Source organism: Corynebacterium sputi DSM 45148 (genome assembly GCF_000427865.1).
Taxonomy (GTDB): Bacteria; Actinomycetota; Actinomycetes; order Mycobacteriales; family Mycobacteriaceae; genus Corynebacterium; species Corynebacterium sputi.
Map to the genome: position 1 here is coordinate 80,698 of NZ_ATYV01000012.1, position 11,143 is coordinate 91,840.

11 protein-coding genes, 1 pseudogene and 1 riboswitch are annotated in these 11,143 nt (G+C 61.1%); of the genes and pseudogenes, 5 read left to right on the top strand and 7 right to left on the bottom strand.

The window, feature by feature from the left end; all coding sequences use genetic code 11:
• The first annotated feature begins 158 nt into the window (after positions 1–158).
• Together YWU_RS0107880 and YWU_RS0107885 are read left to right on the top strand one after the other, a co-directional pair.
• The gene (locus YWU_RS0107880) at positions 159–2,405 is read left to right on the top strand and encodes a glycoside hydrolase family 3 C-terminal domain-containing protein (RefSeq protein WP_027020053.1); all 2,247 of its coding nucleotides are present in this window, start codon (positions 159–161) and stop codon (positions 2,403–2,405) included.
• 153 nt (positions 2,406–2,558) lie between these two features.
• The gene (locus YWU_RS0107885) at positions 2,559–3,011 is read left to right on the top strand and encodes a TM2 domain-containing protein (RefSeq protein ID WP_027020054.1); all 453 of its coding nucleotides are present in this window, start codon (positions 2,559–2,561) and stop codon (positions 3,009–3,011) included.
• Positions 3,012–3,014: 3 nt separating this feature from the next.
• On the opposite strand, the gene YWU_RS0107890 is transcribed toward YWU_RS0107885, so the two are convergent.
• The 4 genes from YWU_RS0107890 to thiO form a co-directional block, all read right to left on the bottom strand.
• Complete coding sequence (locus YWU_RS0107890) at positions 3,015–4,193, bottom strand: ThiF family adenylyltransferase (protein WP_027020055.1); 1,179 nt, start codon at positions 4,191–4,193, stop codon at positions 3,015–3,017.
• Positions 4,190–4,990 (bottom strand): thiazole synthase, encoded by an 801-nt coding sequence (locus tag YWU_RS0107895; protein WP_169718893.1) that lies wholly within the window; start codon positions 4,988–4,990, stop codon positions 4,190–4,192. Before YWU_RS0107895 ends, YWU_RS0107890 begins: the two co-directional genes overlap by 4 nt.
• Before the next feature lie 2 nt (positions 4,991–4,992).
• Positions 4,993–5,226 carry a ubiquitin family protein gene (locus YWU_RS0107900; protein WP_034647468.1) on the bottom strand — a complete coding sequence of 78 codons (234 nt, stop codon included), beginning with the start codon at positions 5,224–5,226 and terminating at the stop codon, positions 4,993–4,995.
• Between the two features lie 11 nt (positions 5,227–5,237).
• Positions 5,238–6,350: a glycine oxidase ThiO gene (gene thiO, locus YWU_RS15835; RefSeq protein WP_051260173.1), complete on the bottom strand. Its 1,113-nt coding sequence runs from the start codon at positions 6,348–6,350 to the stop codon at positions 5,238–5,240.
• Positions 6,345–6,445, bottom strand: a riboswitch (TPP riboswitch). Its footprint overlaps the gene before it by 6 nt.
• 18 nt (positions 6,446–6,463) lie before the next feature.
• Between thiO and thiE the strand changes: the two genes are divergently transcribed.
• Entirely contained in the window at positions 6,464–7,138 is a 675-nt protein-coding gene (gene thiE, locus YWU_RS0107910; protein WP_027020058.1) for a thiamine phosphate synthase, read from the top strand.
• Here thiE and YWU_RS0107915 read toward each other — a convergent pair.
• Entirely contained in the window at positions 7,083–7,697 is a 615-nt protein-coding gene (locus YWU_RS0107915; RefSeq protein WP_034647471.1) for a YoaK family protein, read from the bottom strand. The genes thiE and YWU_RS0107915 overlap by 56 nt on opposite strands.
• Entirely contained in the window at positions 7,694–8,194 is a 501-nt protein-coding gene (locus tag YWU_RS0107920; protein WP_027020060.1) for a GNAT family N-acetyltransferase, read from the bottom strand. Before YWU_RS0107920 ends, YWU_RS0107915 begins: the two co-directional genes overlap by 4 nt.
• Positions 8,195–8,261: 67 nt before the next feature.
• Between YWU_RS0107920 and YWU_RS0107925 the strand changes: the two genes are divergently transcribed.
• Positions 8,262–9,620 carry a Na+/H+ antiporter family protein gene (locus YWU_RS0107925; protein ID WP_027020061.1) on the top strand — a complete coding sequence of 453 codons (1,359 nt, stop codon included), beginning with the start codon at positions 8,262–8,264 and terminating at the stop codon, positions 9,618–9,620.
• A gap of 122 nt (positions 9,621–9,742) precedes the next feature.
• The gene (locus tag YWU_RS15840; RefSeq protein WP_051260171.1) at positions 9,743–10,873 is read left to right on the top strand and encodes a neutral/alkaline non-lysosomal ceramidase N-terminal domain-containing protein; all 1,131 of its coding nucleotides are present in this window, start codon (positions 9,743–9,745) and stop codon (positions 10,871–10,873) included.
• 10 nt (positions 10,874–10,883) lie between these two features.
• On the opposite strand, the pseudogene YWU_RS0107935 reads toward YWU_RS15840, so the two are convergent.
• Positions 10,884–11,143, bottom strand: a pseudogene (locus tag YWU_RS0107935) (integrase core domain-containing protein); the annotation flags it as partial.

Below are 11,143 nucleotides of genomic sequence, written 5' to 3' on the forward strand. Positions count from 1 at the left end.
GTTTGCGTCGGGAAGCGCGGGATTCCTGTGCAACATCTCGGCATGCTCGTACCGTGGACGACGCAAGTGAATTACCACGGATTACCGATAGTCGTTCTCAGATTACCGGGCACGTCGTCGGCAGTTTGAATATCGCGATGAAAGCGAGGAGCTGCGACATGAATGAGATGACAGGCGAAGTGCTAGGCAAGCTCACGCGCGAGGAAAAGGCGTCGCTGACAAGTGGCGTCAACTTCTGGACCACCAAGTCCATTGAGCACGCCGGAATCCCGTCAATCATGATGACGGATGGACCGCATGGCCTCCGGAAGCAGACCGGTGGCTCCGACCACCTCGGGCTGGAAGCAAGTGAGCCGGCGACCTGTTTCCCTCCTGCAGCCGCACTCGGATCGACCTTCGACCCGGAATTGGCTAAGCGCGTCGGGGTGGCGATCGGGGTGGAGTCCGCGATCGAAGACGTTGCTGTCGTTCTCGGGCCCGGAATCAACATCAAACGCTCGCCTTTGTGTGGGCGGAACTTCGAGTACATGTCGGAGGATCCAGTCCTCTCCGGGCTGATGGCGGCTGGGCTTATCCGAGGCATCCAGTTGCAAGGGGTTGGTGCATCGCTAAAGCACTTTGCGGTGAATAACCAAGAGACCGACCGGATGAGAGTTTCTGCGGACGTCGACGAGCGCACTCTGCGGGAGATCTATCTTCGTGGATTTGAACGCGCAGTGAAGGACGCGAAGCCGTGGACAGTGATGTGCTCCTACAACCGCATCAACGGGGTGTATGCCTCAGAAGATCCCTGGTTGCTGACACAGGTGCTCCGGGATCAATGGGGATTCGAGGGTCTGGTGGTCTCTGATTGGGGAGCAGTCAGTGATCGAGTCGCAGGTGTGGCTGCTGGGATGGATCTGCAGATGCCCGGCGGCGGCCGCGATACTGATGGAGAAGTCGTCACGGCACTGAACAACGGCGAACTCGACGAAAGTGCGCTCGACGATTCTGCCGGCCGGATGATTGAACTTATTCGCAAGGCACAACAGCGTCCAAAGGCGCCGTGGGCGCTCGACGTGGACGCACACCATGCGTTGGCACGCGAGGCAGCGGCACATTCGATCGTGCTGCTGAAGAACGATGGCGATCTGCTGCCGCTGGTTCCGGATTCGTCGGTCGCACTTATCGGCGAGTTTGCGCGAACACCGCGCTATCAGGGCGGAGGCTCCTCACACATCAACCCAACGAAGATAGATTCCGCGCTGGATGCGTTGTCGGAGGAGTTGGGTGACCGCATGGCTTTCGCTCCTGGATTCCCCTTTACGGGAACTGAGGGAACCGAGAAGATGCGCACGGAGGCGGCTGATCTGGCCGCCTCGCGTGATGTGGCTGTGGTGTTCCTCGGTCTTACTGAGGAAGAGGAGTCCGAAGGCTTCGACAGGGATCACCTCAGCCTGCCTGCGGTCCAACTAGAGCTTCTCGCCGCAGTGATTAACGCAAACCCGAATACCGTCGTCGTTTTGTCCAATGGTTCGGTCGTGGCGTTGCCGTTCGCGGATGAGGTCCCGGCAATTCTGGAGGGATGGCTGTTGGGGCAAGCGGGAGGATCGGCTACTGCGGACATCCTGCTCGGCAGGTCTAGCCCGTCAGGTCGTCTCGCAGAAACAATCCCGCATCGGTTGGAAGATACGCCGGCATTCGGGTTCTTCCTCGGCGAGTTTGGACATGTGCGTTATGGAGAAGAGATCTTCGTTGGATATCGCTGGTACGACCATCGGAAATTAGACGTTGTGTACCCGTTTGGCCATGGGATGACGTACACCAGCTTCGAGTACGGAGATGCCAAGGCTGAGGTGAGGTCCGGGGGAGACATCGACGTAACGGTGCCAGTAACCAACACCGGAGAGCGCAGTCGGCGAGAGGTCATCCAGGTGTACGTAGGGCTGGAAGGCTCGGTGGTTGAACGAGCGCCGCGTGAGCTCAAGGCATTTTCCTCGGTCGACATTCGCGCTGGCGGGACCCGAGACGTCACACTGACGGTGCGCCGTGAGGATCTGGCGTACTGGGACGTCAGAGTAGGAAAGTTCATCGTCGAGGGTGGGGAATACCGACTCGAGATCGGAGCCTCTAGCCGCGATATCCGCATCGAGGCCTCGGTAGCTGTCGACGGTGATGAAGTGCGGATTCCGCTTAGTGTGGAATCGTCAATCGCTGAAGTTGTGGCTGATCCCGTGGCTGGGCCGAAGCTAGGCGAGTTGATGGGAGGATTCGGGGCGTCTGGACAAGACGACGATAACGGCGACGAAATGATGGACCTGCTCGGGTCAATGCCACTTGAGCGCATCACGTCGTTCCCAGGAACCGGTGTGGAGCTCAAGGACATCCAGAAGCTCATCGAGGAGAGCAACGCGGCCCAAAAATAACGGCGAAAGAGCAAGCCCCCTGTCGAGCCTGTATGAGGTGTTGCCTCAGTGAAAATAAAGGCTTTGCCCAGGTAACTTTGTGGACTATTCTCGAACGGATCCCCGGGCGCCGACGGCGAAGACGGGTTTGATGGCATCATCCAGGAGGCTCCAGTGTCCAATCCGTATTCCCAGCAGGGAAACTATGATCCGCAGTACGGAAACCCTGCGGGGTATCAGCAGGGACATGGTGCCTCCGGATACCAGCAGCCTTATCAACCGCAGGGCTACCCGCAGCAGGGGTATCAGCAGCCTTACCAGGCACAGGGTTACCCGCAGCAGTACCAGGTCGCGCCGGGCTACGGAGCCGCTCCTAAGTCGAAGATTGCCGCTGCGCTCCTCGCGTTCTTCCTGGGCACGTTTGGTGTCCACAACTTTTACCTTGGCTACACCAAGAAGGCGTGCTGGCAGTTGGGCCTGACGATCTTCGGTTATATCACCGCGATCATCCTGATTGGTGCATTGTTCATCGTCGCAGTCGGGATCTGGGCGTTTATCGAGTTCATCATGATCCTGGTCGGTGGAGGCGATTACGACCGTGACGCGCAGGGCATTCCTCTGAACTGACCGTTAGGTCAACTCAGCGCCCGGTCCGGCGCTCCAAGCAAGGATTCCGCCGGACAGGCTCATCAGGCGATGCTCTGTAGGGGTGGCAGGGTCATTTGCGAGGCGACGGATGGCACGAGCAGATCGTGCTCCGGAGTGGCAGTAGAAAATGATGTGGGATGGGGCGTCGGGAAGCGGGTGTTTGTCGCTATCGCAGGCGGTCAACACCGCCGCCCATCCGTTGGACTCGATGGTTCCGACGGGAATGTGCACATCGCCACCGATGTACGCGGATTCGCGTTCGGCGGTCTCGCGGACGTCGATGACTAGGGGATAGTCGTCGCGGTGGGAGGAGAAGGCATTAACGCCGACCTCTGACACTGGGGCTTCTGTAGTGATGGTGCAGACCTCGGTCAACTGCTCGAGGCCGGTGACGGGGGAGCGCTCGGGATCGGAGGCGAAACGCAGTTCGCGTTGGCCTGCGCCGAGAGCATCAAGCATCAGGAGCCTGCCGACTGCGGGAGCGCCGATTCCAGTGATGACCTTGATCGCCTCGATGGCCATAGTCGACCCAACTAAGCCGACCAGTGCCCCTAGAACTCCGCCGGCGGCGCAAGAGGGGACTGAGTCTGCGTCGGGGATATCTGGGTAGAGATCGCGAAGAGTGGGGCCATGGCCAGGCCAGAACACCGAGACTTGCCCGGAGAACTGAGCGATGGTTCCCCAGATGAGGGGAGTGCTGGTGAGCTCGGAGGCGTCATTGGAGAGGTAGCGCGTGGCGAAGTTGTCGGCGCCATCGAGGACGATGTCATGGTCCTCGAAGAGCTCCAAGGCATTGTCGACGGTCAGCCGGTCCACGATCGGTGTGATGGAGGCGCGAGAATCCAGGCGCATGACGGCATCGGCGGCGGACTGGGCTTTGGGCCTGCCGATGTCTTCCTGGCGGTGGATGATCTGGCGCTGGAGGTTGGATTCGTCGACGGTGTCGTCGTCGATGACGGTGATATGCCCGACGCCTGCAGCCGCGAGATACAGGAGGGTGGGGCTGCCAAGGCCTCCGGCGCCGATCACCAACGCTCGTGTGTTGCGCAGGCGGCGCTGCCCCTCGCCGCCAATGCGCGGCAGAGAGAGATGCCGGGCGTACCTGGAGGTATCCGAGTCCGTCAGTGGAGCTCCAGTAGAGACAAGGGGCTCGAAGGTCACAGGCTGTCGTCCTCGCGGGAGCCGGTGACGATGCCGTCGAAACTCGAGCTGGCGATGGCCAGACGACGCCGTGGGATACGCCCGGCTGCCTTAGCGGTGTATCCAGCCTCGACCGCAAGACGCATTGCGGTGGCCATTGCCACCGGGTCGTGGGCGCGGGTCACTGCTGAGGCGAGAAGAACAGCGTCACATCCCAGTTCCATGGCCAGAGCAGCCTCAGAGGCTGTGCCGATGCCGGCATCGAGGATGATCGGGACGCTGGCGCGTTGCACGATCAACTCAATGTTGTGGGGGTTCAGGATGCCTAGGCCAGTACCAATAGGGGCTCCGGCAGGCATGACGGCCGCGCAGCCGAGGTCCTCTAGGCGCTTGGCCAGCGCAGGATCATCATTGGTGTAGGCGAGGACGGTGAAACCTTTGGCGATGAGAGTGTCTGCGGCTTCGACCAGTTCGACGGGGTCTGGCAAGAGCGTGTCGGTGTCTGCGATGACCTCGAGTTTGATCAGGTCAGTCTGCAGGGCCTCGCGGGCGAGCTCGGCGGTGAGGACGGCATCGCGCGCGGTGTAGCAGCCGGCAGTGTTTGGAAGGGCAGCGATGTTATTGCGCTCTAAGATCCCGAAGACTGATTCGGCGCCGCCAGCGGAGAATCGACGCATCGCGACGGTGGTCAGTTCAGTGCCAGATGCGATCAGCGAGCGTTCCAGAGTATCCATGGAGGACGCGCCGCCGGTGCCCATGATCAGGCGGGAGGACAGTTCCAGGTCGCCGATCCGCAGGGGCGTGGTGTGCTCGGTCATCATTAGCCTCCCTGTACTGCTGTGACGATGTCGACCTGGCCGGAGACGGGGGTCTGGGACCACCGGCTCCTGGGCACAACGGAGGAATCAACAGCAACGGCGACGCCAAGGTTGCCACCGTCGGCGGGTGTTCCGTCATCATTTAGTGCGCGGTTGGACCAGGTGGCGACGAGGCTCAGTAGGCTCTCCCCGTCGGCAGGGGCGTATGAGTCACCGTTCACGGTGGTGTTCGTCATGCAGGGGCCTTTCAGAAGCGGTGGGGGTTGACGGCGGCGGCGGTGTCGCTAGGAAGGGGAACGCCTGAGACCAGATCAGCGCCGATTGCGGCACCGAGCGGGGTCAGCAGGATGCCGTGGCGGAAATATCCGGTGGAGACGGTGAGCCCGTCGGCCAGGCGGCCGATCACAGGGACGTCGTCAGGTGAGCCGGGCCGGGCCCGGGTCGTCATTTCGTAGATCTCGCATTCGAGGACGGCGGGAATGAGGTGAGAGGCGTCGTGAAGCAGTTGGTGGACCCCGGCAGCGGACACCCCAGTCATGGCGTCTTCGCGGGAGGTGGCGCCGAGCACCACGGTGCCGTCGCCTCGGGGAACCAGGTACACCGGCCGGCCCTGGACGAGCCCGCGGACGGTGTGGGTGACAAGCGGTTGCAGGCCCTCTGGGACATTCAGGCGCAGCACCTCGCCATGGACTGGTCGCAGTCTCAAATCCACGTCTACGAGGTCCCCAGCCTCGGCGCCAGCGGCCACTAGGACCTCATCGGCGAAGACTTCGCTGCCATCCGAGCACCGAACGCCGACGACCTTGTCATCTGACCAGATCAGCGATTCCACCCGGCGCGGCTGCAGTCGGGAGCCGAGGATGCTCTGGAGGGCCTGCGCGAGGCGCCGGGGATTGACTTGGTGGTCGCCGGGAATGTGTACCGCTCCCACGCACCCGGGCCCGAGTGACGGCTCCATGCGGCGTGCGGCGCTGGAGGTAATTGACTCCACTTCCATGCCGAGTCGGTGCTGCAGTCCAGTCAGATCGTTCAGCGCGGAGCGGTCCGCGGCGGTGCCAGCGCACACGAGGGTCTGATTGGTCAGGTACCCGACGTTCTCACCAGAGTCAGACTCCACGGTCTTGACGAAGGAGGGGTACATCTCGGCCGATCGCACCATTAGCGGATAGAGAGTCGGTTGGTCCCAGACCACCTCGGCAACTGGGGCTAGCATGCCCGCCGCAGCGTAGGTGGCCCCAGATACCGGCGACTCATCTAAAACAGTGACGTCCCAGCCCCGACGCAGTAGTTCGTGGGCCGTCGCAAGCCCGATAATTCCGGCTCCGACGACGATTACCCGTTTGTTTTTCGGATCGTCCAACACAATCTTCCTCCCTCCGGCGGTACGAACCGCATCAGGTGTGGCGGTCGGCACTGAAGCCCTCTCAGCCCCTCAGGGCTCCCGCGGAAATTTCTATCCCTACTATAGGCCGCATGCGCCAGCCCCGTTCATTCCACCCGCCTGAGCCCTCGCTCGGAAGTTCCCGTCGAGATGCCCTGGCGGAGGCACGGCTTTACCTGTGCACGCCCTCTCGACCTGATCTGCGGGAGTTCCTTCACGCCGCATATGAGGGAGGCGTGGACATCATCCAGTTGCGGGACAAGGGTATTGACGCCAGGAAAGAAATCGAGGCGGTGGAAGTTCTCGCCGAAGTGGCTGCTGAGCACGGCAAGTTGTTCTCGGTTAATGACCGCGCCGATGTCGCCGCTCTGGTCGATGCGGATATATTCCACGTCGGCCAAGGTGATCTGACTTCCGCTCAGGCTCGAGCACTGCTCGGCGATGACGTGATCATCGGCCGCTCGAATAATTCCACGGAGATGTTCAAAGATTCGCTTAACGACGTCCACCTCGATTACGCCGTCATCGGCCCCGTCTGGGAAACCCCGACTAAACCCGGCCGGAAAGCAGTCGGCACAGAGACGATCCGACAGGCAGCGGAACTGACTGCCATCTCGGACAATCCGTGGTTTGCAATCGGGGGCATCGATGAGGAGAGGATGCCTGAAGTGCTACGGGCTGGCGCCCAGCGAGTAGTTGTCGTGAGGGCGATTACCGAGGCGCGCGACCCGGAAGAAGCAGCCCGGCTGCTGCGATCCATGCTGTGACTATCCATACCGAGTGCAGTTCAAGCCAGCGGTAACACAGAGCGCCGGCGAGTGCGCCGCACAGCAGCGAAAGCCACTGGACCAACGGGACGATCCAGCGACGGCGATTTCCGCCGAGAACAGCGTCCGCTAGGCATTGCGCTGTCTTCACCAAGGTGCCGGTGACATAGGTCAGCGGAACGGAGACAGTGCCATTGCGCAGGAACATATTGTTCATTGCTCCGACGGTGAAAGACAGGCACATCATCGCGCCGGCACCGACTCCGAATGCGACGAAGATCGATGCGGCCAAGGCCGTCAGGCACAGGAACAAGTAGAGGGCACGCTGATCCCATGTGCGCCTAACGAGCGCTCCGATGAATACACCGACGACGAACAATGCGATGATGCCGATCGTCTTCAAGGCAGGGGCCCAGTGCCCTTGAGTCGCATCCGCCGCTAGGTGGGTGGTGTTGCCGGACATGAAGGACAGGAACACCCCACCGAGGTACAGGAACCCGACGGCATCAATAAAACCGGCAGCAGAGCCCAGGTACCAGCCCAGTAGACGCTCTCTCATCCGCCAAATGCCCGATCGTAGGAGATGGTGTGTGGGGAGAGGGGGACGTCGTTAAGCGGGAGGGTTTGGAAGAAAGCCGCGAAATCATCGGGCAGTCCCTCCATCGTGATACCGGGAATGTGGGCGAAGCCGAAACGCCCGTAATACGCAGGCTCTCCCAACAGCACCGCAACATCAGCGCCGCCAGTGCGAAGTCGGTCGATGACCGCCTCCATCAATTGCTTCCCGACGCCCTGCTCACGTTCCTCCGCCGCCACCGCCAAAGGAGCAATCCCGAACCACCCGTCTACCGACACCGGTGATGCGGACACGTGCCCGATGATCTGGTCGTCTCGAACAGCAACGAGAGAGACCGACAGATTGCCGTTTTCACGCAGTCGGTCAACGATGAGGTGCTCAGTTCCATCGGAATGCTCGGTATCGGCGAAAGCCGTCTGTATTAGTGAGCGGATGGAAGGACCGTCGGTTGCGGTTTCCGGTCGAATCGTCAGAGCCATGAGTGCATTGTGCCTTACAGGGAGCTGAATTTAGTCCTGTCACCCGGCCAATCTAGTGTTTAACACCATGAATGCCGTACTGCTCGCCGTGTTGGTGATGCTGATCCTCGCCCTCGCGCGCGTCCATGTCGTCCTCGCACTGTTCATTGGTGCCATCGTCGGTGGCCTGGCCGCCGGGCTGGGATTCGACGGGACACTCGTTGCCTTCCAGGACGGCCTATCCAACGGCGCGCTCATCGCCCTGAGCTATGCGCTCCTTGGTGCCTTCGCGATGGCAGTGGCTAGCTCAGGCCTGCCGACGCTCATCGCCCGCTGGATCGTCCAAAGAATCGGCGTAGAAAGCGGAGACGCACAGAAACGCGTCCTCTTCTTCGTGAAGTACGGCTTGATTCTCGCGATCCTCGCCATGGCGATCATGAGTCAGAACGTCATCCCCGTGCATATCGCCTTCATCCCGCTGATCATCCCGCCGCTGCTGACAGTGATGAACCGGCTCCGGATCGACCGACGCCTCATCGCCTGTGTGCTGACATTCGGCCTTGTCACCACCTACATGTACATCCCGGTCGGATTCGGCAACGTCTTCCTCAACGAGATCCTCCTGTTCAACATTGACCAGGCAGGAATGGACACCTCCGGAATCAAGGTGATGACGGCGATGGGCATCCCTGCCCTCGGCATGGTCGTTGGTCTGCTGATCGCAGTGTTCATCAGTTACCGCAAGCCCCGGGAGTACGAGGACCGACCGCTGACCTCTGGCACCGAGCAGACCGACGCACTAGTGGTAGACCGATACAAGGTCGTCATCTCCCTGATCGCCATCGTCGTGACGTTCTCGATCCAGATCATCATGCAGTCCGCCGGCCTAGAGGCGAACTCCCTCCTAGTCGGTGCGCTGGCAGGCCTGGCAGTCTTCATGGTCACCGGCGCCGTGAAATGGAAAGATGCGGACGACGTCTTCACCTCCGGCATGCGCATGATGGCCCTCATCGGTTTCATCATGATCACCGCACAGGGCTTTGCCGCAGTCATGGACGCAACCGGATCCGTGGGGCCGCTCGTTGATGCCACCTCCGACATCTTCGGCGACAGTAGAGGACTTGCCGTCTTCGCAATGCTGATGGTCGGCCTCATCGTGACGATGGGCATCGGCTCGAGCTTCTCCACCCTGCCCATCATCACCACCATCTACGTCCCCCTGTGCCTCTCCATGGGGTTCTCCCCATTGGCGACAGTGGCCATCATCGGTACCGCCGGCGCCCTAGGAGACGCAGGCTCCCCGGCCTCCGACTCGACCCTGGGCTCCACCTCCGGTCTGAACGCAGATGGCCAGCACGACCACATCTACGACACCGTCATCCCAACCTTCATCCACTACAACATCCCGCTCCTCATCGCCGGATGGATTGCCGCAATGGTCCTCTAAGGCTCATACCCAATGTCTAGAGCTTTCCGGGTAAAACGTTCCTCGGCAAAGCATCTTCCTCGTACCATCTCTGCTTAGTCGCACCTCGCGAAAGATATTCCCGCAGAGAACACGGAGAACCCATGGCACAGACCAACCGTCGGCACTTCCTCGGGGGAATAGCGCTAGGAGGTGCCACGGTTGCAGTGGGCGCCTTCATGCCCCGATTCGCGCCGGGTATCGGCCCTGCGACAGCGTCGGCAGGTGGGGTTGGCACTGCGATGAACGTCGGCCGAGGGATGGCTGACATGACCGGTGAGCCCCTTGGTGCAGGCATGAACGGCTATGCGGCCTTAGAGCAGACCAGCGCTGGCATTCACCACCGGCAGTTCGCCCGGACGTTTGTGTTCGTCGATGACGAGGACGAGCGCGTCGTCCATGTCACTGCAGATATGGGTTTGATGTTCCAGTCGATCCAGATGGAGGTCCTGCGACGCCTCGCCGCGGTGCACGGGAATATCTATCACGAAGGCAATGTCCTGATCGGTGCTTCACACACCCACGTGACCCCAGGCGGCACCTCCGGACATGCGATGGTCGACATCACGACCCTCGGCTTCCGTCCAGTTACCTTTGAGGCTGCGGTCAGCGGAATTGTGTCATCGGTCAATCGAGCCCATGACGACATCTCACCCGCATTGATTACCCTCACCGTTGGTCAAGTAGCTGATGCCGGAGTGAACCGGTCTCGGTTGGCTTTTGACCGCAATCCGGAAGAGGAGAAGGCACAGGTACCCGGTGGTGTGAATCCGGACTCCACGACGCTACACATCATTCGAGACGGCGCCGCTGTTGGTCTCATCAACTGGTACGGCATCCACCCCACGACATTTGGCGCCGACTACCCACTGATCTCTGGTGATTCGAAGGGGTACGCAGCTTGGTCGATGGAGCATTCCGCCGGAGTTGACCATTTGAACCCGGCAGCCGCGCCCTACGTAGCGGCCTTTGCTATGTCTACACCCGGTGACATTTCGCCGAATCACGGTCTTATCCCCGGTTCTGGCCCCGGCGTGGATGAGTATGACTCAGCGCGCATTCTTGGACGTCATCAAGCAGAGGGGACCAACGGAACCCCGACAGCACTGCCTGGTGGAGGCATCCGGGGACGCTGGGGATGGACGGACATGCGAGATGTCTCCGTCGACAGGCAGTACACCGACCACGGACAAACAGGACAGACCGGTCCTGGGGTCTGCTGCACGGATAGGTGACAGGTTCTAGTCACGCAGCCAGTGCGGCTGGCGTGTTCATGATGGCCTCGAACTCGATCGGGGTCAAACGTCCGAGGCGGGGTTGGCGACGGCGCCGATGGTAGGTCCGTTCGATCCAGATCACGATCGCGATGCGCAGCTCTTCTCGGCGGGTCCAAGTGCGGCGGTCGAGGACGTTCTTCTGGAGCAGGCTGAAGAACGATTCCATGGCCGCGTTATCGCCGGCAGCGCCGACTTTGCCCATCGATCCGACCATGCGGTGACGGGTGA

What these genes read in the sequence shown, in the direction of transcription:
- YWU_RS0107915 (WP_034647471.1), bottom strand. Translation starts at nt 7,697, where the DNA reads ATGAGAGAGCGTCTACTGGGCTGGTACCTGGGCTCTGCTGCCGGTTTT.
- YWU_RS0107925 (WP_027020061.1), top strand. Translation starts at nt 8,262, where the DNA reads ATGAATGCCGTACTGCTCGCCGTGTTGGTGATGCTGATCCTCGCCCTC.
- YWU_RS0107900 (WP_034647468.1), bottom strand. Translation starts at nt 5,226, where the DNA reads ATGACGAACACCACCGTGAACGGTGACTCATACGCCCCTGCCGACGGG.
- YWU_RS0107920 (WP_027020060.1), bottom strand. Translation starts at nt 8,194, where the DNA reads ATGGCTCTGACGATTCGACCGGAAACCGCAACCGACGGTCCTTCCATC.
- YWU_RS0107895 (WP_169718893.1), bottom strand. Translation starts at nt 4,990, where the DNA reads ATGACCGAGCACACCACGCCCCTGCGGATCGGCGACCTGGAACTGTCC.
- YWU_RS15840 (WP_051260171.1), top strand. Translation starts at nt 9,743, where the DNA reads ATGGCACAGACCAACCGTCGGCACTTCCTCGGGGGAATAGCGCTAGGA.
- thiE (WP_027020058.1), top strand. Translation starts at nt 6,464, where the DNA reads ATGCGCCAGCCCCGTTCATTCCACCCGCCTGAGCCCTCGCTCGGAAGT.
- YWU_RS0107880 (WP_027020053.1), top strand. Translation starts at nt 159, where the DNA reads ATGAATGAGATGACAGGCGAAGTGCTAGGCAAGCTCACGCGCGAGGAA.